Source organism: Gluconobacter sphaericus (assembly GCF_016757795.1).
GTDB lineage: Bacteria > Pseudomonadota > Alphaproteobacteria > Acetobacterales > Acetobacteraceae > Gluconobacter > Gluconobacter sphaericus.
In genome coordinates, this window is sequence record NZ_CP068419.1 from 618,346 (window position 1) to 645,336 (window position 26,991).

Sequence of the window (26,991 nt, forward strand, 5' to 3'; positions counted from 1 at the left end):
ATGATTCCATCCTTCTCCCGCCTCCGCCGCACCGGCCTGGTCTGCGGCACCGCCCTGTCGCTGCTTGGTCTGTCCGCGTGCGATCTGGCGCCCACCTATAAGGCTCCGAACCTTGTCGTCCCTGCCTCATGGCAGGGGCAGGCACCGTTTGCCGTGGCCACACCCGCGGATACAGCACTGCCCACCAACTGGTGGACCATGTTTCAGGACCCACTGCTGAACGATCTTGAAGCCCGCGCGACCTCGGATAACGGCGACATCCAGGCCGCCGCCGAACGCTTCATTCAGGCGCGCGCCCTTGTCGTGGCTGCGCGTTCAGAACTGCTTCCGCATGTCAGTCTTGAAGCCGGGGCGTCGGACAACAAGCAGTCCGCTGACCGCCTGTTCCGCAACGGTGCAACCCTGACCCAGACCGAAGAGGAATACGGCGGTCTGGCATCGTGGGAACCTGACTTCTGGTCGTCCATCCGCAACCGCGTCCGCGAACAGAAACAGTTCGCCCAGCAGCGTGCGGCCGATTTCGCGATGGCTCGCCTGAGTACGCAAGCCGAGCTTGCGCGCGACTACATCCAGCTTCGTGGCTACGATGCGCAGGATGCGATCTATGCGCAGTCCATCGGCTACTATGAGCGCGCCGTTCATATCACCGAAAACCAGGTTCAGAACCAGGCGGCTCCCCGCCTCGATCTGGCGCGGGCACAGGCCCAGCTCTACACGACACAGGCGGCGCGTCTGGACATTCAGGCCGCAAGACAGGTGACGGAACATGCCATCGCGGTGCTGACCAATACCTCACCGTCGAGCTTCCACATCCCTGCCAGCCCTGAGTTCCATTTCGTTCAGCCGACGATCCCCACGAACGTTCCTTCGACCCTGCTCCAGCGTCGTCCTGACATCGCATCATCCGAACGCGAGATGGCACAGGCCAATCGTGAAATTGGCATTGCGCGTGCGGCTTTCTATCCGCATATCGCCCTGCGCCTAAATGGTGGTTTCTCCGCCAATGGCTTCGATCTGGCCAATCTGGCCAATTCGCTGTGGACCTATGGCGCAACACTCGACATGCCGCTCTTTGATGGCGGACTGCGCCGGGCAGAGCTGCAAAGAACATGGTCGGCCTATCGGGAAACGCGCGACGGCTATCGCATGAAAGTTCTGTCGGCCTTCCGCGAAGTGGAAGACGGGCTGTCTATGACCGAACGTCTGACCAAGGAAAACGCGGCGCTGGAGCAGGCTGTCAAAGCCAATCTTGCCACGCAGAGCATGACCATGACGCTCTATCAGGGCGGCGTCGGAACCTATCTTGAGGCCATCTTCAGCCAGGAAAACACGCTGGAAAGCCGCATCCATCAGGTCGAGATCGCGACACAGCTGTATCGCGCGGACGTGGACCTGATCCGCAGCCTCGGCGGCGGCTGGAACGTGAAGGACCTGCCGACCATGGACCAGACCCTCTCAATCACTCCGCTGCAATACGATAACCTGCACCACCCAAAGCCGGTTGGAGAAGTCACAGCGTCCCAACATCCGGAACAGTTCGAAAACCTGGGTGGTCCAAAGAAGCACTGATTGATTTTTCTTTTGCCTAATTTTATTTTTAGGCAAGTTAATTTCTGGTTCCTGGACTTAATTTTCGCTCTGCGACTTGTGCAGAGCGAAAATTCCAGGCTCTGGATTGCTATGCGCTCGCACTAATCCTCTCCCAGAAGAGAGAGAGCGCTGCATGCTGTAGACGATATTGGCCAGCCCAATCTTCATAGTGACCCGTGTGATGCCCACGGTTCGAACGAATAATTCAATCTGTGATTTCTGTTCGATAAAAACATGCTCGACGCGTGATCGGATCACTGACTTTCCGGCATGAGATCTCTGGATATGCCGAGGCATAAGCTTGAGATACGGCTTCTTCCTGCGAAGCTTTGAGACAAAATTCTGCTCTTCCATGAAATCTTCATCGGCTTTTAAGCGATAGAACGAGGCCTCCGAGCGCCACGCGCAAGGGCGCTTTCTTATCAGGCGACAATTTTTCAGCGCCTGAATGACGGCGCGGGGATAACGTCAGAGACGACCGTTTTCCGCAGTGGGGATAACCTCGGATCGGATCACGTTTCCGAGGGGGCGGAAAAACGCTTCCAGCGGCGGACTGAATGGCGCAGACCGACACAAGACTGTGCAGTCCGCTAAAAATCATTTCTACAGGAGTTCGGATCAATCTGTCTCCGCTTCTAGCTCTCTGTTTCGCGGGACCATCATGCAATCTGCATGACGTCCGTTCCAGCCGGGCTGGTCGGGGTGCAATCTTCACAGAACTGACGCGCCTCTCTGGACATCGACCCGGATACAAGTTTTCCTGCCCTAACGAGGCGCCCTGACCGGGCACTCATGCGTTACGGCCGTTAACCGACGGCAATGCCCAATGGCGAATGCAAGGATTTTGAAGTAATGGCCCATCTCAGCCCTCTGGCCGGCAAAACGCTTTCTTCCGACAAGCTGACCGATATTCCCGCCCTGATCGCAGCTTATTATGACCGCAAGCCCGATCCTTTGATTTCCACACAGCGCGTTTCGTTCGGCACGTCCGGTCACCGGGGTTCCTCGCTGCATACCAGCTTCAACGAGAACCATATCCTCGCCATCTGCGAAGCCATCTGCCGCCATCGCAAGGCCGAGGGCATTGATGGCCCGCTTTTCATCGGCATGGACAGCCACGCCCTGTCCGGCCCGGCGCAGAAATCCGCCATTGAGGTTTTTGCGGCTCATGGCATCGACGTCCGGATTGACGAAAACGGCGGCTATACGCCGACACCTGTCATTTCCCACGCCATCCTGACCTACAACAAGGGTCGCACCACGGGTCTGGCCGATGGTGTGGTCATCACGCCGTCGCATAATCCCCCGGCCGATGGCGGGTTCAAATACAACCCGACCAATGGTGGACCGGCCGATACGGCGATCACCAAGGCCATTCAGGACATGGCCAATGAGTTCCTCGCCAACGGGCTGAAGGACGTCAAGCGTCTGCCTTACGAGCAGGCCAGGCAGGAAGCCTGCATCCGGGGCTACGATTTCATCACGCCTTATGTGGACGATCTGGACTCGGTCATCGACATGAAGGCGATCCGCGATGCGGGCGTGAAGATCGGCATCGATCCGCTGGGCGGAGCTGCTGTTGCGTACTGGAAGCCCATCATCGAGCGCTACGGCCTTCATGCCACCGTCATCAGCGACGTGGTGGATCCGACGTTCTCCTTCATGACCGCTGACTGGGACGGGCAGATCCGCATGGACTGCTCCTCCCCCTATGCCATGGCGCGACTGATCGAGATGGGCGACCGCTTTGACGTTGCGTTTGCCAATGACACCGACGCTGACCGTCATGGCATCGTCGCCATGCCTGACGGGCTGATGAATCCGAACCATTATCTTGCGGTGGCGATTTCCTACCTGTTCCGGAACCGTCCGGACTGGAGCCCGGAACTCGGCGTCGGTAAGACGCTCGTCAGCAGCGGGCTGATTGACCGCGTGGCGAAAGACATGGGCCGCAAGCTGGTTGAGGTTCCGGTCGGGCTGAAATGGTTCGTGCCGGGACTGATGGATGGCTCGCTGGGCTTTGGCGGCGAGGAAAGCGCGGGCGCGACCTTCCTGCGTCGGGATGGCACCGTCTGGACCACGGACAAGGACGGGCTCATTCTGGGTCTGCTGGCGGCTGAAATTACGGCCAAGACCGGCAAGAACCCCAGCGTGCATTATCACGAGATCATCTCACGCCTCGGGACGCCCTATTACGAGCGCATCGACGCGGCCGCCAATCCGGAACAGAAGGCCAAGCTCAGCAAGCTCACGCCCGAGCAGTTCCCGCTGGAGGTGCTGGCAGGGGATAAGATCATCAGCAAGCTCACCCGTGCGCCGGGTAATGATGCGCCGATTGGTGGCCTGAAGGTTGTGACCGAGAACGGGTGGTTCGCCGCACGCCCTTCCGGCACGGAAGACGTTTACAAGATCTATGCCGAAAGCTTCGTCAGCGAGGAGCATCTGCGGGCCATCCAGCAGGAAGCGCAGGACGCCATCTCCAAGGTTTTCGCGGCCTGATTCACGGCTGCCCCCCGGGACATGGCTTATGTCCCGGGAATTCTTTGCCTGCGCCCCTGAGGCCAGCGACTCCCCTTTTCCGGCCCTGAAAATCCCGTCCGCCTCCATAAAAGTGCGGATGGACAGTCATGCCTGGTGAGAAAATCCCGCGTGACTGGACGATCGGATTTTCTCCACATTTTCAGCAATCCTGCATTACCTGCACCGCCCCAGGGCCACAGATCTGCTGTCGGGCCTCACATCCATGTGATGACCACGCTCTGGTCATCATCCGCGATTTGGATAATACCCATTTCTGGCACTGGGTGCCATATTTTGACGACACTCTGTTTCTCGACAGTCTCTCTGTTTGCAATCCGGATGAAGGACGAAATGGATGTTGAAGATCGGCTGTAATCCCGTAGAGTATTTGTGCCAACGACCTGATCTTATCAGATCCACTATTCTATCTGGGACCGCATATACTGTCCTTGTTCAGCACAAAATCCAGAAACAAAGCCTCTCACGCCCGGACGCTCTGCGCCCTGTCGCCTTCTCTTTATCGGTAACGAGGTAAAAATGGCCTACGCAACGACAAATCCCCTGACTGGCGAAGTCCTCAAGACCTTTCCCAACGCAACGGATGCAGAAGTCCAGACGGCCCTCACAGAAGCCCATACGGCTTTCGAAAGCTGGCGCGACACCCCCTTTGCCGAGCGGGCGAAGATCATGACTGCCGCCGCAGCAATCCTACGCCGCGACGTCGACAAATACGCCCGCCTCGGCACGCTGGAAATGGGCAAGCTGTTCACAGAGTCGAAACTGGAGATCATTCTCTCAGCCGAAATCTTTGAATATTACGCCAAATATGCCGAAGAACTGCTGAAACCCGAGACGCTTCCAGTCGCCGATCCGGCCGAAGGCAAGGCTACGCTAGTTCACGAGCCTCTCGGAATTGTTCTGGCCATCGAGCCTTGGAACTTCCCGTTCTATCAGGTCGTTCGCATCATTGCCCCGCAGCTTTCGGCCGGTAATGCGGTTCTGCTCAAACACGCATCCAACCTGCCGCAGTGTGCCGCCATCTGCGAGGACCTGATGAATGAGGCCGGACTACCCAAGGGCCTGTTCCGCAATCTCTATCTCGCCCGTCCCCATACGGAGATGATCCTGAACGATCCCCGCGTCTGCGGCGTGGCCCTGACAGGGTCGGAAGGGGCTGGCGTCATCATTGCGGGCACGGCGGGCAAGGCACTGAAGAAAGCCACGATGGAACTTGGTGGCGCCGATGCCTTCATCGTTCTGGATGATGCGAACGTCGAAAAGGCTGCGAAATGGGCCGTCATGGGCCGTCACTGGAATGCCGGTCAGGTCTGTGTTTCGGCCAAGCGTATCATTGTAGCGGACGCAATCTATGACCGCTTCCTGGAGCTCTACAAGAAGGGCGTTTCCGAGCTGAAGGCCGGTGACCCGATGGACCCGTCCACCACGCTTGCGCCGCTCTGCTCGCAAGGTGCTGCTGATGATCTGTGCAGACAGGTCGAGGATGCCAAGAAGCATGGCGCGACGGTCGAAGCCATCGGCGCACCGGTTCCTACGAAGGGTTCCTTCTTCCAGCCGCTGTTGATGACAAACCTGCACGAAAATAATGAAGCCCGTCACTGGGAATTCTTCGGCCCGGTCACGCAGCTCTATCGCGCCAAGGACGAGGACGATGCCATCCGCATCGCCAATGACTCCCCCTATGGTCTGGGCGGTGCGGTCTTCACCAAGGACGAGAGCCGCGGTGCGCGGGTAGCGTCGAAGATCCGCACGGGGATGGTCTACATCAACCATCCCCTGATCCCGAAGGCCGATCTTCCGTTCGGCGGCATCGCCCGCTCCGGCTATGGCCGCGAGCTGGTCGGACTGGGGATCAAGGAGTTCGTCAACCACAAGCTCATCAACATCGTGGATATCGATGCCCCGATCTGAGGGGCGTGCGACGTGCCGGGCCCCCTTTCTCGGCACGTCGCATTCCTAATTCATCACGTTTATTTGAGTTGTTTACTGATCACAACAAAGAATTCATCAATCTTTATTTCAGTCACCTGAATATGATTTTCGGCCTTTCCGAAATCACCATAACAGTCTGTACGAAATAACCCGTTTACTGCGTCGATTTGCGGTAAACGCCCCTCCCCTCGTGCCTTTTTCTGTCGCCCACCCCCTGAACGGAGGCCTGAAAACTGATGGCGTCTCGATCTGAAATTCTGATTGTCGGTGGCGGTGTTGCCGGTCTTTCCCTTGCAACCCGCCTCGGCAAGTCAATGGGAAAACCCGGTAAGGCGCGCATTACGCTGATCGACAAGAGCTTTTCCCATGTCTGGAAACCGATGCTGCACTGCTTTGCCTCCGGCACGCTCAGCAACGAAAACGACAAGGTGAACTTCATCTCCCAAGCCAGTGGGCACCATTTCGAGTTCTGGCCTGGTGAGGTCGCTTCCATTGATCGCGAAAACCGCGAGGCCGTTCTCAGCCCACTTCTGGAAGCCGACGGCACCGTCGTTCTGGAAAGCCGGCGCATGAAATACGACACGATCGTCATCGCGATTGGCAGTACCGCCAATGATTTCGGCACGCCCGGCGTCAAGGAACACTGCATGTCCATCGACAATCTCGTCGATGCCAATGCGTTCAACGAAAAATTCCGGATGGAGCTGCTCCGCGCCTTCGCCAACAATTCCGAACTGGACATAGCGATTGTTGGCGGCGGAGCCACCGGTGTCCAGCTCGCCGCGGAGCTTCACAAAGCACTGGAAATCGTAGGGCCGTACAACCTGCATGCTTTCGGCAAGGCTCCCCCCAAACTGCATGTCACGCTGCTGCAGTCCGGCGAGCGCATCTTGCCCGCTTTTCCGGAATCCGTCTCAGCTGCGGCACAGCAGGAACTCGAACATATCGGCGTGACCGTCCGCACCAATGCGCGTGTCGCGGCAGCTGATGAGCATGGTTTCACGCTGAAAGACGGGTCCTATGTTCCTGCAAAACTCCGTGTCTGGGCGGCGGGCGTCCGTGCCCCTGAGGTCACGACTGCCTATGGTGGGCTGACGCTCAACAGGACCGGCCAGATCCTCGTCAATCCGAACCTGTCCTCCATTGATGACGAACGGATTTTCGCCCTGGGAGACTGCTCCTTCATTCAGAACGATCCTCTACCCGCCACGGCGCAGGTCGCCCGCCAGCAAGCCCGGCATCTCGCGCACTATCTGCCCGCCTGGATCGAACGTGGCCAGAAGGTTCCCGGCTGTATTTTCCACAACAAAGGCGCGATCGTAGCTCTGGGAAAATATAATGGCTGGGCGGCGCTTCCGGGTGGCACCGTGTGGGGAGGCGGTATTTCGCATGGCTTCTGGGCGCGGATGGCGCATCTGATGCTGTATCGCCAGCACCAGATCGAGCTGTTCGGGTATTACCGGGGACTGATGTCCTTTTACTCCGACTGGGTCGAGACCTTTGTCCGGCCTTCCGTGCGCCTGGACTGAGCATCATCCGTACCTGAGGACCCCGCCTGACAGCAAAAAAAAGCCCGCGTCCCAAGCCACGGGCTTTTTGTCCTAGAAGTCTGCTCGCACGCTTCCGAAGAACATGCGCGGTGCACCGATCTGCATGGACTGATCCGTTAGCGCGCCCGAGGCGATATCCGCCGGATTACCGTTCTGACCCATCGTGGAAATATAACGCTTGTTCGTCAGATTGGAGCCGTTGAACGCGACCGTCAGGTTTTTAATGGCGCCCAGATAGCGATTGTACTTCTTCATGTTTCCGAAACTGTACTGCACACCCACATTCGTCAGCCAGTAGCCAGGTGCCTTGACGTCACCCGTGTAGCTGTAATTGCGCGTGCCCGTGTAGCTACCATCGGCATAGGCCGTCATGCCGCGCCATTCGTATGACACGCGCCCTTTGTACATGAAGCGCGGATAATTCACGACCTGCTGACCCTTCGTCGCGTAGACCGTGGCACCGCTGACAAGGTTCTGATCATAAACACCGTGGTTGTAGCTGACGGAGTTGGTCAGTGCGAAACCACGGAACGGCATCAGCGTCAGGCCCGCATCCACGCCATTCATCGTCACCCCGCCCACGTTCGAAACGGCCGAGATCGGATTAACGACCGGCCCTTCCGTGATCTGCTGAAGGCGGTTGTTGTAGTTGGTTCGATACGCATAAACTGTCGCGGCAACCATCTTGCCTGTGTAGCGATAGCCGATCGCATAGGTCCATGCCGTCTCAGGACGAATTGTGGATTTCGTATCGTCATAAGCGGCCTGCGACACTGCAAAAGGTGAGGTCGAGAGTTTGTAGCCGGATTCAGCATAAGTCCGGGCGTTTTCCGAAATATCGAAATACAGCTCGTGGTCCTTCAGGAAATGCCAGTCCGCGCTGATATGCGGCAGAAACGGCTTGGCGACCGTCAACCCCACGCCGCTCGCGATCGCGGAACCCGCGCCGTAATAATCCTGGTTCAGATAACCGTCACCGACGCGCGTCGTGCTCAGCAGGGACTTGAAGCCGAAATGCAGGGCCAGGTTCGGCAGCACGTTATAGGTGTCCTGCACGAAGGCCGTGAATGTGTTGGTGTTGTAGTTCTGGTTAAAGATCTGAGCGAACGGATCGCGCCACTGGGTCAGCGGATCATGCACCCTTCCCTGAACCACGCCATTCACCACCGCCGGCTGCGCATAGGCGTTCATAGGCGACATGTAGCTGTTGTTTTCGTACCAGACGCCCGCACCGATATGATTGCGCGCGATATCGTAATGCAGTGCCGAGACGATGCCGAAACGCCTGATTTCCGGCTCCTTCATCAGTTCGCTGACTGGCGATCCCGTGGGCGACGGGAAATAGGGCGTTGCCCAGGATGTCTGGTTGCGTTCGCCATGTCCGTAGGCAGTGGTATTCCAGGTCAGACGATCCGTCAGGCGCAGATCGGCCTTAATCCCGCCAAACGTATCGACCGTATTCGTGCTGCCATCATAATAGGCCGCATCTGCCGGATCATCGAGCGTGCCGACCTTCCCCGGATAGATCCCGTTCGCTGCATTCACGGCTGCAATATAGCCGGAATTTCTGCCGTTCTCGTAGCTAGACAAGCCATAGCCCACCCGCTTGATAATCTGTGGAGAGATGTCCGGATAGGTGTTCTGGTGCAAGTCGCTCCAGTCAAAGAATGCCGAAATCGAGCTGTCATGGCCGATCGGCTGCACGAGCTTGGCGTTCACCTGCTGCATGAACTGCTCGCCATAGCCCTTCCACATCCCGCTATCGTTACGCATGTAGGACGTATAGAACTTCGTACCACTGGAGTTGAGCTTGCCGCTCTCGAAACGCAGGAACGTGTGATAGGTGCTGTAGCTGCCAAAACCCGCCGCAGCCGTGCCCCCCATTTTGTCCGACGGCGTCATCGAAACATAGCTCAGCCCGCCGCCCAGATTGTTACTCGCCGCCATGCTCTCCGCACCGGCGGACTGCGATACGTCAATGCGCGCCACGTTCTCCGACGAGATCGCCATGATCGGGTTCAGACCGTTATAATTCCGGTACGTCATTTCCCCGAGCGGCATCCCATCAAGCGTCATGCCGATTTCCTGCTGCTGGAAACCATGCATGAAAATCTGGGAACTCCAGGTATCGAGACCCTGTGCATCACCGGACTGGAACACGATGCCGGGAAGCTGGGAGATCACCTTCATCGGGTTCGTTCCGGCCGGTGCTTCTGCCAGCATTTTCTGACTGACAGTCTCGACTGTACCGCGCGGCGGATGACGGGCCATAACTGCCATGCTTTCCGCACTCTGGCTGATATAAGGCCCAACTTGACGATGCACGCGTGGAGCCGGAGCCGCAGCCCGGGAGGCATGTTTATGCACAACGGCCGGATGACGGGTCGCGGCCATGAGGGACGAAGGAAAAACGGCAGACAGTATCGTCGTTACCGAAAGAGCGAAGTGCAGAACGCCGGATCGTTTACACATAGACAGTCCACCTGAGCAGGTCAGCAGGGATAATGCGGAAACGGATTTAAATCAGTATCGAGAATCGAAAGCGGATCGTTCCGGGAAAATACTGAATCCGATCCCGGAAGCAGAACGATATGCGCTGCACAACCGGGCGGCAAGCGTTCTGAATAAAGTCAGCCTTCAGGCAGGCTGACTTTTACGAATCAGACAGTGAATAAAGGCAAGCTTGTGCATGATCCCGGCAGTCAGTACGAACGGATAAAAATCCGCCAGCCCCATGGAACGGTTCATACTGTTCACCGCATAGGTCAGCGGCAGCCAGGCCTGCATGATCTCCTCGAAGGACGCTTGCGTGTACGGGTCACCCAGCGTTCGAACCGGGGAATGGCCGATCCCGGCCACCCGCGGATTCACACTCACGTCGAACGCACAGGCCGTCTCCAGCGTGGAGACGATGTGCAGGTAGTGCGCCCAAGTCTCGGCAAAGTCCTCCCAGGGGTGGGAGGTGGCGTAGACGCTGACATGGCTGTCCTGCCAGTCAGGGAGAGCGGGGCTGTCGTAATAGACCTGAAGCGCCTTCTGGTAATCTGCTCGGTCGTCGCCGAACACGGCGCGGCACTCGTCCAGCCGCCCGGCGTCACGCACCAGAACATTCCAGTAGTAATGGCCGATCTCGTGCCGGAAATGCCCCAGAAGAGTGCGGTAATATTCCCCCATCTCGACACGCATCCGCTCACGGGACGCATCATCAGCTTCACGTATGGCGATGGTGATGACGCCACTGGCATGTCCGGTCATGACGGAGGATGACCCGTCCGGCGCATCGTCGAGGAAATCGAACACCAATCCGTTTTCCGGGTCCTCACGCCGATCCTTCAGCGGCAGCTTCAGCCGCAACAGCGTGTAGAAGAGGCGATGTTTGGCGACCTCGATCTTCCGCCAGCGCTCAAGATTTCCAGGAATATCGAGATTCGGGATCGTCCGGTTGAACCGGCAGGCCAGACAGAACGGCCTCCCCCCTGTCGCATCCGGCGTCGTCAGCCAGTTGCAGACGTCATCGTCATGATTGGAACAGTACAGGACCTGTTCATGTTTCACCGAAGGCTCTAGCGGATGCCACAACCGGTCCCCGGCTGGATCCAGCGCCGTCAGGAGCGACTGCTCGGGCAGATATCCGACGGCACGGCGGCAATGCTCGCAGACCGTATTTTCAAAAAAGAGGATCTGACCGCAGGACTGGCACTCAAAGAGCTTCATGAGATCGCATTACACCGGGTTGCCCGATCATGGCCAGCTCCGGGGCCTCGCGCCCGACCAAAAGGGGCTCCGCGCACATCGTCACATCGAACGTGGCGCGGCAGAGGTCCAGCATTCCGGAAATGGGGGCAGCTTCTTCCGGCCGGCCGACCACCGCCAGCGGAATGTGATGCTGCGCTACCACCAGTCCCGATGTCGTATCAAAGCCGACCCAGCCGTCTCCGGGAATCCAGGCTTCCGCCCAGGCATGCAAATCGCAGTTCAACCCGTCGCTGACGTTGGACTGGATCAGATAGCCAGACACGAAACGCGCCGAAAATCCCAGATGCCGCAGGGCTGTTACCAGCAGCCACGCACTATCCCGGCACGATCCGCTTTGCCGCTGCAGCGTCTCTTCAGGTGTCCAGACTCCCGGCTCAAGCCGGCGTTGATAGGTCAGATGCTCCGCCACGGCACGGTTGAGCTCCGCTACTGCTTCCAAAGTCTTGTCCACACCCGCCATCTGCCAGGCCTCGACGAAGCGCGACACCCGCGCACCAGCCGCGTCCACATCGCGATAAGCGGTACAGACCGGCGCCTCCACAAGCCTGGACAGGGTTGGCCGGACGCCCAGATCCACATCCATGCGAACGGAAACATCGAAGCCCGTCACACGCTCGGGAACCCGCACTTCTGCCAGCCGGTTGCCATAAGCGTCCTGCCGCCAAGTGACGTCCGCATTCTCCGGGGAGACCTCGAGCTCGTAATCGTGGATCGAGGTTCGCACGCGCGGCACGGGACACAAACGCACGGTCTGACGTCCCAGGAAGACGGGCCGGTCATACTGATATCGGGTCTGATGGCGCAATATGACGCGGGAATTCATGCTCAGGAGGCCCTGTGGAAACGGTTTCAGATACTCAGATTCAGACGCGTGATTTTCGGGCCATCCCGTTCCGGCAACCATTGGGTCTGAGAGCAGTCGAAATATTACCCTATCAGTCTTCCCTGGAACCGCAACAATTTCCGCAGGACTTTTCCCGATCTGCCCAAATGGAAAATTTCACGCTTGGCAAAGCGCTGGAATCTTGCTCCGTTAATAAAATATCGTAACGAGGCGCCACGGCTGATCGGGTTTCCCATTGGCACAGGGTCGGCGATAAACAGGGGTGTGAGGCAAAGAATGAACAGGCCGTTTTTGCAGTCTCCCAGTCCCGCTTCTGCCAGTGCTTCTCCAGCTAGTATCGCCCCGGCTTCCAGCGCCTCTGCCAAGAGCGCGGCAGGGATGTTCACTGCCTATGACACGCCGGATTTCTTCTGCGAACTCATGAACCGGACGGATGCGCTCTCCCCGCCCCTTCAGACCGTTCGTGATCGTCTTGCAGAGCTCGATCTTGCCGAACTGCGCCACCGCACCAACACGGCGGAAGCACAGCTCTATCGTCTGGGCATTACTTTCACCGTCTATTCCGACCGCGAAGCGATCGACCGCATCCTGCCTTTCGACATGATCCCGCGTGTCCTTACAGCTGCAGAATGGGATCATATTGACCGTGGCGTGCAGCAGCGAGTCAAGGCACTCAATCTGTTCCTGCGGGATATCTATCATGAGCGCCATGTCCTGCGGGACGGCATCATCCCTGCCAATCTGGTACTCAACAATCCGAATTACTGCGAAGCCATGGTCGGTGTACGCATACCTGGCGACGTCTATGTCCATATCAACGGGACCGATCTGATCCGCGACCGCAGCGGGCGTTTCATGGTGCTCGAAGACAATGCCCGCACGCCCTCGGGTGTGTCTTACGTCATCGAGAACCGGCACATGATGCTGCGGCTAATGCCGGATCTAGCCTCAGGCATGCCACTTCGCTCGGTCGAGGAGTACGGCCTCAGGCTGCACCAGACGCTGTGCGAGGTCGCCCCCGAGGGCGTGAGCGATCCGCAGGTCGTGCTGTTCTCACCCGGCATCTACAACTCCGCCTACTTCGAACATGTTTTCCTGGCGCGCGAGATGGGAGTGCCGCTTGTTGAAGGGCGGGATCTGATCGTTGAAAACCACCGGGTCTATATGCGCACCGTGGCAGGGCTTCGCCCTGTCCATTCGATCTATCGCCGTCTCAACGACGAATTTCTGGACCCGCTGGCCTTCAACCCCAACAGCATGCTCGGCGTTCCCGGCCTTGTGGAGGCCTATCGCCGCGGCAACGTCACGCTGGCCAACGCACTGGGAACGGGGGTGGCGGATGACAAGGCTGTTTATGCCTATATGCCACGTCTTATCCGCTACTATCTGGGCGAAGATCCCATTCTCGACAGCGTGCAGACGAATATCTGCGCCGAAGAGGAAGGTTTGGCTTACACACTGGCCAATATGGACAAGCTGGTCATCAAGCCGGTGGGTGAGTCCGGCGGCTATGGTCTGCTGATCGGCTCGCAGGCTACGCAAACGGAGCTGGACGAGTTCCGCACCAAACTACTTGAGGACCCGTCCAACTATATCAGCCAGCCTGTCATCGATCTGTCCGTCTCCCCGACACTGTGTCCCAGCGGGGTCGAGGCGCGGCATGTGGATCTGCGGCCATTTGCCCTGACCGGACACAATACATGGGTTCTCCCCGGCGGCCTGTCCCGCGTGGCCCTACGCAAAGGGTCACTGGTCGTCAATTCCTCTCAGGGCGGCGGCTCGAAAGATACATGGGTGATGGCGCGATGACACAGACAGGCACGCGTTTTCCCGCCATGCTCGCCAATCTAAACATGCTACTGTCGCGCTATGGCGAGAGCATGATGTGGCTTGCCCGCTACATGGAGCGGATCGAGAACCTCGCGCGGCTCCTGGAGGTCACGGAAGCGTTTGTCCGTAATCCCGATGGCAGCCCGGGCTGGGATTCCATTCTCCAGATCAACTCGGACGAAGAGCGCTACGCCGCGATTTATCCCCTTCCCGCGACGGAAGAGAACATCCTCGCCTTCTACATTACCGAAAGCGCGAACCCAACCTCCATCCGCGCCATGGCTCACATGGTTCGGGAGAATGCACGCTCGGCCCGGCCGCTGATTTCCACCGAGATGTGGATGCAGCTGAATGTCTTCACCCGGAGTATGATGGGGCTCTCCACCCCCGACATCCGGCGCGACGGGTTGTCCGAGCTGTGCAACCGTCTCAAGCAGGACTGCCAGACGCATTTCGGCGTTACGGAAGGCACATTGTACCGCGATCAGGCGTGGCTGTTCTATCTGCTGGGCAAATATCTTGAACGCTCTGATCAGATCACCCGTCTGATCGACATCCGCTATCATACGCTTCTGCCTGGGGGCGAAACTCCGGGCTCGCAGATTGATATCACGCAGTGGGGGGCTGTCCTGCGCTCCGCAGCGGCGTATCACGCGTTCCGGCGCCTGCAGCCCGTTACCACGACGCCTGCCAATGTGGTGGGTTTTCTGCTCAAGAACGAGGGGTTTCCACGCTCCCTGATGCTCAATCTGCGACAGGTGGACAACACGCTCAACGCGCTATCCACCCATTACAACCTGCGCCATCAGTGCAGTCCACTTCAGGAACGCATCATCAATCTGCGCGCTACGCTTGAGGATCAGACCGCCGAGGACATCATTTCTCGCGGGCTGCATGAATACATGACCTATATCCAGGACCAGCTTGCGGCCTTGCAGGCGGAAGTCTCGGCCACATTCTGGCCCGCGGCTCCGGTCATGACGCGCGAGGAGACACTCAGCCCACAGTGAGGGCGCGCTCCGCAGGCGGGGACACAGCCGCGATCTTCAGCGTTATGCCCGCATCGCGCAGCATTGCGGCATAACCGGGATCGATGCCGTCATCAGTGATAACCGCATCGAACTCGGAAAGTGCCGCCAGCCGGTTCATGGCCGAGTTACCGAACTTCCCGCTGTCCACCAGAAGCACACGGGAATCCGCCGCCGCCATCAAGGCCTGTTTGGCGCGGATAATTTCCTCGATCTGATGATAGGCCGTCAGACCGTGGATAGCGGCGGCAGAAACAAATGCCAAGTCGATGTGCATGGACATCACGCTCTGTTCGCAGACCATTCCCACAAAGGCTTCGAATGTCGGGCTGTACCGTCCGCCCAGACCAATCAGGCCGAGAGTCTCGCAGGCTCCCAGACGCGTCCCTAGCCCCAGGCTGTTGGTCACGACTGTCAACGACGCGATGGCGGAGAGGCTGTCTGCCATCGCCCGCACCGTTGTGGAATCATCGAGCGCCACCGTATCGCCCGGGCTGATCAGGGAGGCCGCAAGCGCAGCGATGGCCTGTTTCTGTGCAACGGCCTGCCGCGCCCGATACACCACGCTCCCCGAAGAACTCGCGCTCGGCAGGGCCGTGATATCCGGGCCGACCCGGCGGAGCAGTCCCTGCGCGGACAGGGCCAGAAGGTCCCGGTTAATCGAGGCCCGGCTCAGCGAAAACCGCTCCAGCAGATCCCCGACCGGCACCACGCCTCGCTCCGTGACATAGTCAAGGATCCCGCGCCGGCGGCTAGACAGAACCTGCCCTTCCACGAGCACGGAATTCATCAGGCATCCACTCCGGCAGCGAGCAGCGTGCTGACGCTGTCAATCAGCTTCATAAAATCCGCAGGCTCCCAGCCTGCGCGGCCGATCAGCACTCCATCCACATCCGGCAGGGCGACATAGTCGCGAATATTGGCCTGAGATACGCTGCCGCCATAGAGCAGCGGAATCCTGACGGTGCTATCGGGGCCAGTGATCTCCTGCATCACGGCGCGCAGTTTCGTATGGATCTGCGACACGAACGGGGCTTCTGCCGGGCGCCCCGCCGAACCGATGGCCCAGACGGGCTCATAAGCAATCAGAACCTGTGCGAAATCCTCCTGCGACAGCCCATGCAGGGCGATTTTCGCCTGTCGGGCGAGCGTTTCCTGCGAGACCCCGAATTCGAATTCGTCCAGCGTATCACCGATGCAGATCAGCGGCTGCAGACCGTGCTTCAGCGCCGCGCGGACCTTGAGGTTCACCGTCCAGTCCGTCTCGCCGAAATGCTGCCGGCGTTCAGAATGGCCGATCACCACCATGGATGCGCCACATTCGGCGATCATCGGGGCAGAAATTTCTCCGGTCCAGGCACCACTGTCTTCCCAGAACATGTTCTGCGCGCCCACGATCATGGAGCTGTCCTGAAGGGCCGCGCTCACGTCTTTCAGGGACGTGAACGGCGGATTCACGAAAGTCCGAACGCCCTCGGGGGGACGAAATGCTGCAAGGGCCCGGGCCGCCGCAACGGCTTCGGCAGGGCCCTTGTTCATTTTCCAGTTCGTCCCGATCCAGACGGTCTTCTGATCCACGGTTAACCTCATGACAGGGTTTCAACTAGCCGGGCACTCATGCCGATTCTCCCGGATCCCGGCTTTTCCGGAATATCTTTACCGTTAAACTATAACAGAAAAAATGTCATCCGTCCTATCAATAACGATACATTTATGCGCTGCCAAAACAGGCTTCCTGAACCCGATCGCCCCCGCCGGGCGTCGTGTTGCCAATCGGGTTTCGGGCCGTCATATACATGACAGACTATTGCAGGTCCTGACCGGAGCTGGTTCCCAACGGTTTCAGCCTTCCGGTGTGTGAAGACCTGTTTCTGGCAACGGAGCACTCACATGACCCGCGAAACAGCCGCAACGGCTTTTCTGGCAGCGAGAAACATTCCCTTCAGCGTCCATGATTATGAATATGCCCCTAATGGCGGCCTGATCGGAATGCAGGCGGCCGAAGCCATCGGCGTGGCACCCGAGGATGTCCTCAAGACGCTGGTGGTCGAAGTGGACAAGAAACAGCCGGTCTGTGTCGTGGCCCCTGCTCACCAGCGGATGAACCTGAAGAAGGTCGCGGCGCTGTTTGACGGGCGCAATGCGCGGATGATGGCCCCTGAGAAGGCGCAGGAACTGACGGGGTTCCAGTCCGGCGGGACCAGCCCGTTCGGCTCCAGAACACCGATCCCCGTCGTGATTTCGCAGGACGCGATGCCGCGCGAGCATGTCTATATCAATGCGGGTGGGCAGGGTTTTGTCGTGCGGATCACGCCTGCGGATGCCCAGCGCGCCACGGGTGCCAAAGTGGCCGATATCGGCGCGGACTGAAACGCGTGGCCGCTTCCTCCCGCGCGCTGGATAACGCTGCGACGCAGAAACTTTCCCCCGAGCTGACGTTGTCGGAGCGGCAAACGGAATTGCTGCATCGGGTGATGTCGTTCTGTGAGCGGCATCAGGCGGATGACAGCGCGCTTTTCGTGATCGAAGGGGCGGCGGGCACGGGAAAAAGCGTTGTCCTGAATGCGATCTTCAATGCGCTTCAGACCCGGGCGCGGAGTGGCGCGGCAGGAGACCCGCTGGAGGGCCTTCGGAACATGGTGATCGTCAACCATCCGGAGATGCTCAAGCTCTATCGCAACATCGCAGCCACCATGCCCGCCCTGCGCAAGAGCGATTACGAGCGCCCGACGACATTCATCAACACGTCTGCGAAAACCGGCCGGCGCGCGGATATCGTACTGGTGGACGAAGCGCATCTGCTTCTGACACGGCCGGACCGTTACAACCATTTCGCGCAGCAGAACCATCTGGAAGAAATCCTGCGATGGGCGCGGATCGTGGTTGTGGTGTTTGATCCGTTGCAGGTCCTGAAGTTCAAGAGCCACTGGTCGGCTGATCTTCTGGAGAGTTTCCGCGAGGGGCGCCCTTCGGAGGAATTCCATCTCGACACGCAGTTCCGCGTTTCGGCCAGTCCGGCCATGTGCTCGTGGATTAATGCACTGGGACAGGGTAAGATTCTGCCACGACCGAAAGATCCGGATTTCGACCTAAGGGTCTATGACGACTGCGCGGCGCTCTATGCAGATCTGTGCGCGTGCAATGCACAATACGGGCTGTGCCGTCTGCTTTCGACCTATGATTATCCCTACACGCTCAATGGGGAGGATCATTTCATCACCGAAGGCGATTTCCGCCTGCGCTGGGACCGCTCCCTGCCGCGCGAAAAACTGCCCTGGGCCGAGCGGCCGGATACGATCGACGAGGTGGGGTCCGTCTATACAATCCAAGGGTTCGATCTGAATTATGCGGGCGTCATCCTGGGGCCGTCGCTGTTTTATGACGTGAAGCATGACCGGATCGGGGTGCGGCCGGAGCGTTATGAGGACAGCGCAGCGTTTCAGGGACGCGACGGGATTGCGGCGCCGGAAGAAGCAAAGACGCGCGTTATTCTCAATGCCCTAAACGTCATCCTCACACGCGGCATCCATGGGCTGTTCCTGTATGCCCATGATCCGGCTTTGCGGGAGAGGCTGCTGCGAACCTGATCTGCCCGATCGCGCTTGCGTGAATTGTCATCGTACGGTCGCTCTGGTCCTTTCACGGTAAAGGAGATTTCAGCCATGTCCCATCAGACACTTCTGGCTCTTACGTTCAGCGCCGCTCTTGCGGCCCTGAGCGCCGCCTCCCCTGCCCTCGCTGCCCAGACCGTGGATAAAGGCACGCTTTCGTCGGGGAATGTGCAGATCATCGGGCGGTTTTCCAATGCCCAGCCCTCCGGCATTGCCGTGCTGCCCGACGGGCGTCTGGTGCTTGGCTTTCCGCGCAGTGCGCATGAACATTCCGGGCCGCGCCTGGCGCTCTATGCGAACGGAAAGCTGACGCCCTTCCCCGATGCGGCCGCGCAGGCGCAGTTTGTCTCACCGCTTGGCATGACGGTGGATGCGAAGGGGCAGCTCTGGGTTCTGGATGAAGGAATGGTTGCGGGCACGGGGACTGTTGCAGGCGCGCAGAAGCTGTTCCGGATCGATCCCACGAGCGGGAAGATCGCGCAGGTCGTGCCGCTGGGTGCACCTGCCCTGCTGCCGGACAGTCACGTCAATGATGTGCGGATCGATCTGACGCATGGTGCGGCGGGGACGGCGTTCATTACCGATACGTCCACCGATGTGCATCCGGCGCTGGTTGTTGTGGATCTGGCGACGGGCCATCAGCGACGCATTCTGGCCGATACGGTTTCTGTCATGCCGGTGCAGGGTTTTGTGGCCGTCATGGATGGTGTGGCCGGACGTTATGATCCGAACCATGCTGTTGTACCGCAAGGTGGTGTGAACGGTATAGCCATCAGTGCCGACCAGCAGACGCTTTACTGGCAGCCGCAGACCAGCCGACGTCTTTATTCCGCGCCGACCGCTGTTCTGTCCGATCCGAAAGCCAGCGAAGCAACGCTGGAGCGGGCTGTGAAGGATGAGGGAGAGACGGGCATGGGCGACGGCATGGCGACCGGGCCGGATGGTTCGATTTACATCACCGATGACGAACGTCACGCCATCCTTCGCCACAAGCCAAATGGCGATATTTCGGTTGTGGCGCATGATCCGCGCATGACCGAGCCCGACGGTCTGACCTATGCAAATGGGGCGCTTTACGGGACGGTTGGGCAGTGGGCGCGGCTGCCGGTTTTCCATGACGGTAAGGACCTTGAGGTCATGCCGTATATTGTTGTGAAGATCGCGCCTCTGAACTGAAGGCCCGCAACGCCGGGGGATTACCAACCCTCTGGCGTCAGCCCCATCCCGCCCGTACCGGTTCCGGTCATGGCCCCCAAACCGGACTGAGAGCCAAGGCCGTAATTCCTCCCGCCGCCGAAACCTGTTCCGACGCTGACGGCGCCATGGATCTTGTGGTCTGACCTGGCGGTGTCTTTCTGGTTGTCCGAACCGCTGGTCGCGAGTGGGCGCAACAGCGTCGAGCGGCTGTCGGCCGGTTGCGAGCGAGGATGAGAACATCCCGCCAACCCTGCCAGAATCATCACTACAAAAATCCGCTGTGTCACACGCTGTCCCCTCCCGGACCGGGCTGATACGGGGCGTTTATCATAACCGACACGCACTGTCGGCACAGCAACGAACAATAACAGAGTTTTACAGAAACAGATGTCCCAGTCTCAAAAACCATGCTGAAACGTGACACATATGACCATACATCTGAAATACAATACGAAACAATAAGGGAAATTATAGCATTTTCATTAGAATATATTTGGAATTTTTATACAAATAGACGTTCATATTTTATGTATTATCGATTACCGCGGACAAAAATTGACAGTAATATCCGCAACCGATTCAAGGCTGCATTTTGGGGAGCGTATTGAGCTTCCGGACAAAGAATGGGCCTTCATCGGGACGATGCTTGTGCCTCAAACGGGTCGTGACGACCATCCTGCGAAAAACAAGCATCTATTTCGAAGGTATAATGTGGATTGTCCACACCGGATCACAACGACGCCATCTGCCTGATGACCAGGGCAAGTGGAGCATCGTGCTTCGTCTTTGGGTCACAACAGGGACAACTCTCGCTGGCGTTATCTCGTCGAACGCCCCTTCAATAAACTCAGGAACTGACGACGCATCACCACCCGATATGACAAAACAAAGAAGTCATATCCTGGCTTCGGCAATCTCGTCTCAACACTTCAACAGGTACCCTTTAATCCACGAAACCTAAGACCACCCCTCAAACCACTCTGTCGATCAGAACGGCCATGCCGGGGAGGATTCCAGTGATGGACTTTCTGGTCGTCCCGGGCTGCGTAAAGGCGACGGGAGATATTCAGCAGGAAAGCCAGCGTATGCTCCGCGACCGTGCGGGAATTGGTCCCTCCCGCCGTGCAGAGTGGAATATTGCGCTCTTTCAGGCGTCCCATCGGGAAATGATCCACACCTGCGCTGATTGACTGGATCATCTTCAGGTTAGGGGGCAGGTCCAGAAATTCATCACGCCACATCATGGAAATGCACAGGACTTCAGCTTCGGCAAGCAGAGGCCTGAGATCCTGTTCCGTGAAGGCATGAGGCGATGTCACAACCGGCGCATCTGGCGGCAAGGCGGCTGTAATATCGTAGATAGGATGGGCCGAAACGAGGGCAGGTCGGTCTTTGATCCAGAACATCAGGGCATCCTGTCAGGCTGTAATCTTCAGTGATCGAAGCTGGATACATCATGATATAAACCCCATGAATATTCCGCTAGTGGATTATTCATGATATCGATATGATGATTCAAGCAGAGACTATTCATGGTGCTTATTCAGTGAATCTCCGACAGCTTGAAATTCTTCGTGCCATCGTACGTTACAACACGACGGTTGCTGCCGGCCATGCTCTCGGTCTGTCCCAGCCTGCTGTCAGCAATGCCCTCAAGGTCATGGAAGAGCAGGTCGGATTTGCGCTGTTCCAGAGAGTTAATAACCGCATTTTTCCAACACCCGAAACAAAGATTCTTCTGGCTGAAGCAGAATCAATCTTCGATACACACAAACGTCTCGAGAGCCGGATAAAGGACATAAGGGACAACAAGGCAGGACAACTCCGCCTCATAGCAACGCCTCCGGTCGGATACGGCGTCCTGGCTCGTGCCATTCGCGAAATGCAGATCCGCCGCCCACGTGTCCGCACCTTCTTCGACACCCGGCGTTACGAGGAAGTTCTTGAAAGCATAGAGACGCATCAGGCCGAATTAGGCTTCATTCTTGGCTTTGCCGAGCGGCCGGGGATCTGCTCGGAAGTCCTGTATGAAGGAGAAATGGTTTGTGTCATGCTTCCGGAACATCCTCTCGCTGCCTGTGAAATCATCACGCCAAAAGATCTGCATCACCATCGCCTGATCGCACTGGAACAGGAAACCAAACTCGGCGCGGCATTACATCGCGCTTACGAACAGATGGGCGTCGAACTGACTTTTGCAGTAGAAGTGCGCTACGGCCTGACAGCCTGCATTCTGGCTGATCAGGGGGTAGGAGTGGCCGTGGTTGACCCTCTCACCGCCAACTCTGCCGGACGTTTCCGCCTTATTCAGCGCCCGTTCTCCCCCTCCATTCCGGTAGCAGCATCAGCAGTCTGGGCTGAAAACCGGTCTCTCACACGGTTGGCAAAAACCTTTCTGGGAGAAATGCGTCGCCTGCTGAACCAGCAGGCGACGCATAAACGCTGAGACGGCTTTTCAGGCTTTCGAGAAGGACGCACAACGCCCGCTTGCCTCTCCTATAACCTCGTCATCACGCATGACAATTTCTCCGCGCACAACCGTCATAATCGGCCACCCTGTGCACTCATGGCCGTCAAATGGCGTCCACCCACATGGAGATACAATCCAATCCGTCGTGATGGTCCGCTGCGCTGTCATGTCCACGATGGTAAAGTCAGCATCATAGCCAGGTATGATATGGCCCTTGTTACGCAAACCATAGACCCTTGCCGGTCCAGCGGACATGAGCTGCACCATCTGTTCAAGTGACAGACGACCAGCCGACACATGATCCAACATGACTGGCACTAACGTCTGCACACCCGTCAAACCTGCCGCTGTGGCTGGCCATGGCCTCATCTTGGCTTCGAGGGGATGTGGCGCATGGTCCGAACCAATGCAATCCACCCTCCCTTCCCGCACGGCTTTCCAGATCGCGTCATGATGAAACTGGTCACGGATCGGCGGATTCATGACGGCAAGACCACCCAGCCGATTATAGATTTCCGGCCCGACATGCGTCAGGTGATTGACCAGAATCTCGGTCGTCACGAGATGGCGATAAGCCTTGAGATACTCCAGTTCCTCCGCTGTCGAGACATGAAGAATATGAATCGGACGTCCTGTTTCGACCGCAAGTGCTGTCAGGCGTCGTGTTCCAAGGAAGGCGCATTCCACATCATGCCATTCCGCGTGGAGGCGATGCGGCTCCCCCTCTTGGTACATCGCCCTGCGCTTCTGAAGCCGGTCATGGTCTTCGGAGTGAAAACAGATACGCCGACGCCCATGGCGCATAATGCGCTCTACACTCTCGTCGTCATCCACAAGCATATCGCCCCGGGATGAACCCAGAAACAGCTTGATGGCACAGACCGCATCATGCGTCTCGAGTGTTTCAAGCTCGAGCGCGTTCCGCTTGGTCGCCCCGATATACAGGCCGACATCACACCAGATCTGCCCGTGCAGGGAAGCGATCTTTTTCGTGAGCGTCGGAAGATCCGTTACGGGTTCCGCAGTGTTAGGCATATCAAAGAGAGTCGTAATCCCTCCCAGAACTGCCCCCCGTGTTCCATCGCTGAAATTCTCGACTGCCGGATCACCTGGGTCCCGAAGATGAACATGCGGATCAATCAGCCCCGGAAGCACAGTCAGGTTCCGGCAGTCCACCTCCTGATCCGCCGTAGCCGTACGAAGATCTCCAATAGTGCTGATCCTGCCGTCCCGACACGCGATATCCGCGACATAGCGACCCTGGGGTGTGACGACCGTCCCGCCCCGCAGTAGCAGATCATAATGCATTGATGAGCCCTCAAAGCAGATAGCTGATATCCTGCCGGTCAATCATGCGCAGACATGCGTCCCAACCCATTTTTTCAATATGGAGTTGCTTGGGCGTCACGGCCTGCCTGCCCATACGGTTCTGGATATCCATCGGTGGCGTCACCAGTTCAGGATTCCCTGCCAGCGCGGCAACCTGAATTTCACAGGCCCGCTCCAGATTATAAATCCGGTTGAGAGCTTCAGCAGCATTGTTGCCCACTGCGATCAGACCATGATTGCGCAGAATCAGCACCTTGTTATCCGCAAGATCGGCAACAAGACGACCTCGCTCTTCATGCGACAGCACAAAGCCTTCGAACTCATGATACCCAACGGCACCATCAAACATCATGGCCTGCTGGCTGATAGGCAACAGGCCGTGCTTCTGGGCGGAAACAGCAGCACCGGCGCGTGTATGCGTATGAATCACAAACCCAACTTCCGGCATCGCTTCGTGAATTGCGCTGTGAATGTTACAGCCGGCGTCATTGATGTCCGCATCCTGATACTCAGGGAACGGCACACCGGCTTCGTCGATTTCGATCAGGTTGGAAGCGGTAACTTCATCAAACAACAGGTTATACCGGTTGATCAGCAGTGCACCATCACGATCCTTGATCCGGGCCGAGGCATGAGTATGAATCAGGTCCGTCATCCGGAAATGAGCCAGGATACGGAAGATCGCCGCCAGCTCCTGCCGGACGGATAAGCCTGTGGACGTAATGGACGCTGCATTCTGTGTCATAGTCATATTCCTGTGCTCTGTAACGATAGGATATCGGTCCCCTTCCAGAATGAAAACGATATCCCGCATGTCATGGAAAAATCTTCTCTGCTTAAAGCGCCGCAGAGAAGGAGAACATCGCCGTAAAACCAGCCCCGATGATGTAAAGCGGAGCCGAGCCAGCGACTGTCGATCCGTTCATGGCACGTGCAGATTTTGCATTGAACTGCGTGCTGTAGATTCCGGCCAGATAGTGATTGTTTGTCAGATTGACGAGATTGAGCTGAATTTTGGGCGCCTTGACCGGACCAATTTTCGGCAGACGATAACCCAGAGTCATATCAACCGTCTTGAACCCGGGAATTTTTTCGTCATCCATAAACGTCGAATACTGACTTGATACATAATGCATCTGAATATTACCAAATATCCGGCTGTCATTATAGTTTACACCAAGGTTAGCCGTCCATGTCGGAGAACCCGTAGCCGTATTTCCAGCAGTCCGGAGATATGTACCCTGGGTCGGAATGTTGTTGTCAATCGTTGCATGCAGGTATTCACCCGATGCAAAAACGGAGAAGTGGTGAAACGGCGTTGTTCCAACCGAGACATCCGCACCCCGGCTTGTCTGACCACCAGCATTGACATACTGCGTAACCAGACCTGCATTCTGAACAACAACTGTCTGAACCTGACGGTTCGTGAAGTTATAGTTGAAAAGCGTCAATTGGGCGTTGATCAGCTTGCCGCTATAGCGATAGCCAAGTTCCTCTATGATCGACGTTTCGATCTTCTGGTCGCGGGATGCCCGCCCCGTAATCTTGCCCGTGCTGGCACTGACGGAGTCCGCAATCTGGCTCGGATCCGGAACACGGGAGTTCACACCCGCATCCATAAAGATCTCATGCTCGTCATTGAAATCATACCGCGCACCAATGCTCGGCATCGGAGCTGTCTGGTTGTTGTTGATGTTATAGGTCACGCCGGGAATGCGGTTGAAATCCTGCGCACGATAGAACAGATATTTAAAACCAGCCTCAAGCGAAAGACGGTGATTCAGATAGGAGGCACGATCGCCCAAGAAAATCTGGTTCGTCTGAATGCGGTTGAGCACGTCAGAGAAATTATAGAGCTTTCCGTTCGGCAGATATACGGCCGAGGAAGTACTGCCCCACAGGCTCTTGGGGCTGCCAGAAGCATTTAGATAGTTGAACTGACCTGCCTGTGACTGCTCTGTAAAGCCATACCAATCTCCGAAAACCAGACGGTTATGCTCGCCAATTTTCCATTCAAGCTTCGCATTGATACCCGAACGCATGAAAAGCGCTGGTGAATTGGCATACAACAGTGCCGAATTGGCCGTAGAGCCATTTCCTGTCTCAAGCTGAAGCCCCGAAATCTTCTGTGTGCCCTGATAGGCCGAAGACGCAGACAGGTTCATCGCCCCCGGAATGGCTGCTTCTGCCCAGTAGAGATACGGGTCAACATCCAGGGCAAGGTTATGGGAGAGCGCAAAATGCTGGTTCAGGGTCGCAAACATACCCTGATAGACATTCTGGTGCAGCTTGTAATAGTTGGTATCACCCGGCGTAAATTTGCTCGTATAATTGTAATTCTTACCGTAGGTATTCCACGCAGACATAGTTGGAGGACGCTCGAGCTGGAAATTAAGCTTGGTCCATTCCACTGCAAGGGTCGTCCGGTGCCCACCCTGCCAGTCCTTGATAAACTTGGCGTCCACGTGCTCGCGCCAGTTATGCCCCGGACCGCGCCAGTCATCACCAACAAAGTTGGAATAGGACACAAATCCACGCACCCCGGTATTCCCGATATCACCCGTATCAATACGACCATAAACCTGACGGGTATTATGGGCGCCATAGGTAATATTGGTTGACGCTCCCAGCTTATGCTCTGGATTATGCAAAGCCATGCGGATCGTACCCGCAGCGCCATTGGAACCCGGCAGATCGAAGCTGGTTGATCCAGGGCTAAGCCGGACTTCCTCGAGGTTCAGCGCATCCACCGCTTCCTGAGGATAGAATGTACCATCATTGGTGATCGGAGAATTCTCGTACAGCCAGATGATCTCATTGTTGTTCAGACCACGGACCGTGATGTTTCCCGGCTCGATACCATAGGGATCCTGCGTCGCCACAACCGCTCCCGGCTGCATCGCCATCAGCTGTTCGGGATTGGCTGTAGCCGGTTGCGTCTCAATAAAAGCACGGGTCGTTGCGACCGAAGAGCGGATATCCTTAGTCATGGACAGCAGGCCGCCGCCGCTCTGCCGATGCGTATGCACGGCAATCGCTTCGATATCACCCTTGGCATCAACGCTTTTCGGCTTCCTGGCCCCGCCTTTTGGCGCCTTCGGCTTTCCTGCTTTTGCCTGTGGCTGAGAGGCGGATACCGGCGTTGAATGCCTGCTCTTGATGTCCGCTCCATACGCTACGGTACCAGCTCCGTAAATCAGACCCGTCGTAGACAGAAGCAGTATTCGTGCAGCTGACCAGTGTCTCATCGCTCTGCTCCCTATAATACCATGATGATCGCGTGCTTTACTGTAAGTATCGCTCTCCTAGGAGGCGA

At 57.5% G+C, this 26,991-nt stretch carries 20 protein-coding genes and 1 pseudogene; 10 read left to right on the forward strand and 11 right to left on the reverse strand.

The features are described 5' to 3' along the window. Nucleotides 1–1,569, forward strand: a complete 1,569-nt coding sequence (locus tag IGS75_RS03090; protein WP_202257536.1) for an efflux transporter outer membrane subunit — start codon at nt 1–3, stop codon at nt 1,567–1,569. Nucleotides 1,570–1,678: 109 nt separating this feature from the next. Here the strand turns inward: IGS75_RS03090 and IGS75_RS03095 are convergent. Then, nucleotides 1,679–1,971: pseudogene (locus tag IGS75_RS03095) on the reverse strand (IS5/IS1182 family transposase); the annotation flags it as partial. A 471-nt stretch (nt 1,972–2,442) separates the two neighbouring features. Here IGS75_RS03095 and pgm point away from each other — a divergent pair. The 3 genes from pgm (at nt 2,443) to IGS75_RS03110 (ending at nt 7,589) form a co-directional block, all read left to right on the forward strand. Next, on the forward strand, nt 2,443–4,089 hold the full coding sequence (pgm, locus tag IGS75_RS03100) for a phosphoglucomutase (alpha-D-glucose-1,6-bisphosphate-dependent) (RefSeq protein WP_202257537.1): 1,647 nt from the start codon (nt 2,443–2,445) through the stop codon (nt 4,087–4,089). A 558-nt stretch (nt 4,090–4,647) separates the two neighbouring features. Further along, nucleotides 4,648–6,039 (forward strand): NAD-dependent succinate-semialdehyde dehydrogenase, encoded by a 1,392-nt coding sequence (locus tag IGS75_RS03105; RefSeq protein ID WP_202257538.1) that lies wholly within the window; start codon nt 4,648–4,650, stop codon nt 6,037–6,039. 257 nt (nt 6,040–6,296) lie between these two features. Continuing rightward, complete coding sequence (locus tag IGS75_RS03110) at nt 6,297–7,589, forward strand: NAD(P)/FAD-dependent oxidoreductase (RefSeq protein WP_202257539.1); 1,293 nt, start codon at nt 6,297–6,299, stop codon at nt 7,587–7,589. A gap of 72 nt (nt 7,590–7,661) precedes the next feature. On the opposite strand, the gene IGS75_RS03115 is transcribed toward IGS75_RS03110, so the two are convergent. The 3 genes from IGS75_RS03115 to IGS75_RS03125 all read right to left on the reverse strand — a co-directional run bounded on the left by IGS75_RS03115 (nt 7,662) and on the right by IGS75_RS03125 (nt 12,189). Further along, nucleotides 7,662–10,082 (reverse strand): TonB-dependent receptor, encoded by a 2,421-nt coding sequence (locus IGS75_RS03115; RefSeq protein WP_202257540.1) that lies wholly within the window; start codon nt 10,080–10,082, stop codon nt 7,662–7,664. Between the two features lie 165 nt (nt 10,083–10,247). Beyond that, a complete protein-coding gene (locus IGS75_RS03120; RefSeq protein ID WP_202257541.1) occupies nt 10,248–11,324 on the reverse strand; it encodes a zinc-binding metallopeptidase family protein in 1,077 nt (358 codons plus the stop codon). Continuing rightward, nucleotides 11,311–12,189, reverse strand: coding sequence for a transglutaminase family protein (locus tag IGS75_RS03125; protein ID WP_202257542.1), 879 nt, complete (start codon nt 12,187–12,189; stop codon nt 11,311–11,313). Before IGS75_RS03125 ends, IGS75_RS03120 begins: the two co-directional genes overlap by 14 nt. A 399-nt stretch (nt 12,190–12,588) precedes the next feature. Here IGS75_RS03125 and IGS75_RS03130 point away from each other — a divergent pair, with 399 nt between their 5' ends. Together IGS75_RS03130 and IGS75_RS03135 are read left to right on the forward strand one after the other, a co-directional pair. Continuing rightward, entirely contained in the window at nt 12,589–14,019 is a 1,431-nt protein-coding gene (locus IGS75_RS03130) for a circularly permuted type 2 ATP-grasp protein (protein WP_174787595.1), read from the forward strand. Next, nucleotides 14,001–15,050, forward strand: coding sequence for an alpha-E domain-containing protein (locus tag IGS75_RS03135; protein WP_202257543.1), 1,050 nt, complete (start codon nt 14,001–14,003; stop codon nt 15,048–15,050). Before IGS75_RS03130 ends, IGS75_RS03135 begins: the two co-directional genes overlap by 19 nt. On the opposite strand, the gene IGS75_RS03140 is transcribed toward IGS75_RS03135, so the two are convergent. Next, nucleotides 15,037–15,858 (reverse strand): DeoR/GlpR family DNA-binding transcription regulator, encoded by an 822-nt coding sequence (locus tag IGS75_RS03140; protein ID WP_202257544.1) that lies wholly within the window; start codon nt 15,856–15,858, stop codon nt 15,037–15,039. The genes IGS75_RS03135 and IGS75_RS03140 overlap by 14 nt on opposite strands. Then, nucleotides 15,858–16,646 carry a triose-phosphate isomerase gene (locus IGS75_RS03145; RefSeq protein WP_456306159.1) on the reverse strand — a complete coding sequence of 263 codons (789 nt, stop codon included), beginning with the start codon at nt 16,644–16,646 and terminating at the stop codon, nt 15,858–15,860. The genes IGS75_RS03140 and IGS75_RS03145 overlap by 1 nt, the downstream gene beginning before the upstream one ends. A gap of 312 nt (nt 16,647–16,958) precedes the next feature. On the opposite strand from IGS75_RS03145, the gene IGS75_RS03150 reads away from it, so the two are divergent. From IGS75_RS03150 to IGS75_RS03160, 3 genes are all read left to right on the forward strand, one after another. Then, nucleotides 16,959–17,438: an aminoacyl-tRNA deacylase gene (locus IGS75_RS03150; RefSeq protein WP_202257546.1), complete on the forward strand. Its 480-nt coding sequence runs from the start codon at nt 16,959–16,961 to the stop codon at nt 17,436–17,438. Between the two features lie 5 nt (nt 17,439–17,443). Next, nucleotides 17,444–18,655: a DUF2075 domain-containing protein gene (locus IGS75_RS03155; protein ID WP_202257547.1), complete on the forward strand. Its 1,212-nt coding sequence runs from the start codon at nt 17,444–17,446 to the stop codon at nt 18,653–18,655. A 75-nt stretch (nt 18,656–18,730) separates the two neighbouring features. Then, complete coding sequence (locus IGS75_RS03160) at nt 18,731–19,855, forward strand: SMP-30/gluconolactonase/LRE family protein (protein WP_202257548.1); 1,125 nt, start codon at nt 18,731–18,733, stop codon at nt 19,853–19,855. A gap of 20 nt (nt 19,856–19,875) precedes the next feature. Here IGS75_RS03160 and IGS75_RS03165 read toward each other — a convergent pair whose 3' ends face one another. Both IGS75_RS03165 and IGS75_RS03170 read right to left on the reverse strand, forming a co-directional pair. Next, complete coding sequence (locus IGS75_RS03165; RefSeq protein WP_202257549.1) at nt 19,876–20,163, reverse strand: hypothetical protein; 288 nt, start codon at nt 20,161–20,163, stop codon at nt 19,876–19,878. A gap of 642 nt (nt 20,164–20,805) precedes the next feature. Then, the gene (locus IGS75_RS03170; protein ID WP_202257550.1) at nt 20,806–21,282 is read right to left on the reverse strand and encodes a hypothetical protein; all 477 of its coding nucleotides are present in this window, start codon (nt 21,280–21,282) and stop codon (nt 20,806–20,808) included. Nucleotides 21,283–21,383: 101 nt separating this feature from the next. Between IGS75_RS03170 and IGS75_RS03175 the strand changes: the two genes are divergently transcribed. Further along, nucleotides 21,384–22,322, forward strand: coding sequence for a LysR substrate-binding domain-containing protein (locus tag IGS75_RS03175; protein WP_237468709.1), 939 nt, complete (start codon nt 21,384–21,386; stop codon nt 22,320–22,322). A 9-nt stretch (nt 22,323–22,331) separates the two neighbouring features. On the opposite strand, the gene IGS75_RS03180 is transcribed toward IGS75_RS03175, so the two are convergent. The 3 genes from IGS75_RS03180 to IGS75_RS03190 form a co-directional block, all read right to left on the reverse strand. Then, entirely contained in the window at nt 22,332–23,654 is a 1,323-nt protein-coding gene (locus tag IGS75_RS03180; RefSeq protein ID WP_202257551.1) for a dihydroorotase, read from the reverse strand. Between the two features lie 10 nt (nt 23,655–23,664). Next, nucleotides 23,665–24,420 carry a class II aldolase/adducin family protein gene (locus tag IGS75_RS03185; RefSeq protein ID WP_202257552.1) on the reverse strand — a complete coding sequence of 252 codons (756 nt, stop codon included), beginning with the start codon at nt 24,418–24,420 and terminating at the stop codon, nt 23,665–23,667. 91 nt (nt 24,421–24,511) lie between these two features. Further along, nucleotides 24,512–26,923 (reverse strand): TonB-dependent receptor, encoded by a 2,412-nt coding sequence (locus tag IGS75_RS03190; RefSeq protein WP_202257553.1) that lies wholly within the window; start codon nt 26,921–26,923, stop codon nt 24,512–24,514. Nucleotides 26,924–26,991 lie beyond the last annotated feature (68 nt).

Excerpts from the sequence above, each read along its gene's own strand:
- IGS75_RS03090 (WP_202257536.1), top strand. The coding sequence starts at position 1 with ATGATTCCATCCTTCTCCCGCCTCCGCCGCACCGGCCTGGTCTGCGGC.
- pgm (WP_202257537.1), top strand. The coding sequence starts at position 2,443 with ATGGCCCATCTCAGCCCTCTGGCCGGCAAAACGCTTTCTTCCGACAAG.
- IGS75_RS03105 (WP_202257538.1), top strand. The coding sequence starts at position 4,648 with ATGGCCTACGCAACGACAAATCCCCTGACTGGCGAAGTCCTCAAGACC.
- IGS75_RS03110 (WP_202257539.1), top strand. The coding sequence starts at position 6,297 with ATGGCGTCTCGATCTGAAATTCTGATTGTCGGTGGCGGTGTTGCCGGT.
- IGS75_RS03115 (WP_202257540.1), bottom strand. The coding sequence starts at position 10,082 with ATGTGTAAACGATCCGGCGTTCTGCACTTCGCTCTTTCGGTAACGACG.
- IGS75_RS03120 (WP_202257541.1), bottom strand. The coding sequence starts at position 11,324 with ATGAAGCTCTTTGAGTGCCAGTCCTGCGGTCAGATCCTCTTTTTTGAA.
- IGS75_RS03125 (WP_202257542.1), bottom strand. The coding sequence starts at position 12,189 with ATGAATTCCCGCGTCATATTGCGCCATCAGACCCGATATCAGTATGAC.
- IGS75_RS03130 (WP_174787595.1), top strand. The coding sequence starts at position 12,589 with ATGTTCACTGCCTATGACACGCCGGATTTCTTCTGCGAACTCATGAAC.
- IGS75_RS03135 (WP_202257543.1), top strand. The coding sequence starts at position 14,001 with ATGGGTGATGGCGCGATGACACAGACAGGCACGCGTTTTCCCGCCATG.
- IGS75_RS03140 (WP_202257544.1), bottom strand. The coding sequence starts at position 15,858 with ATGAATTCCGTGCTCGTGGAAGGGCAGGTTCTGTCTAGCCGCCGGCGC.
- IGS75_RS03150 (WP_202257546.1), top strand. The coding sequence starts at position 16,959 with ATGACCCGCGAAACAGCCGCAACGGCTTTTCTGGCAGCGAGAAACATT.
- IGS75_RS03160 (WP_202257548.1), top strand. The coding sequence starts at position 18,731 with ATGTCCCATCAGACACTTCTGGCTCTTACGTTCAGCGCCGCTCTTGCG.
- IGS75_RS03170 (WP_202257550.1), bottom strand. The coding sequence starts at position 21,282 with ATGTTCTGGATCAAAGACCGACCTGCCCTCGTTTCGGCCCATCCTATC.
- IGS75_RS03175 (WP_237468709.1), top strand. The coding sequence starts at position 21,384 with ATGATGATTCAAGCAGAGACTATTCATGGTGCTTATTCAGTGAATCTC.
- IGS75_RS03180 (WP_202257551.1), bottom strand. The coding sequence starts at position 23,654 with ATGCATTATGATCTGCTACTGCGGGGCGGGACGGTCGTCACACCCCAG.
- IGS75_RS03185 (WP_202257552.1), bottom strand. The coding sequence starts at position 24,420 with ATGACACAGAATGCAGCGTCCATTACGTCCACAGGCTTATCCGTCCGG.
- IGS75_RS03190 (WP_202257553.1), bottom strand. The coding sequence starts at position 26,923 with ATGAGACACTGGTCAGCTGCACGAATACTGCTTCTGTCTACGACGGGT.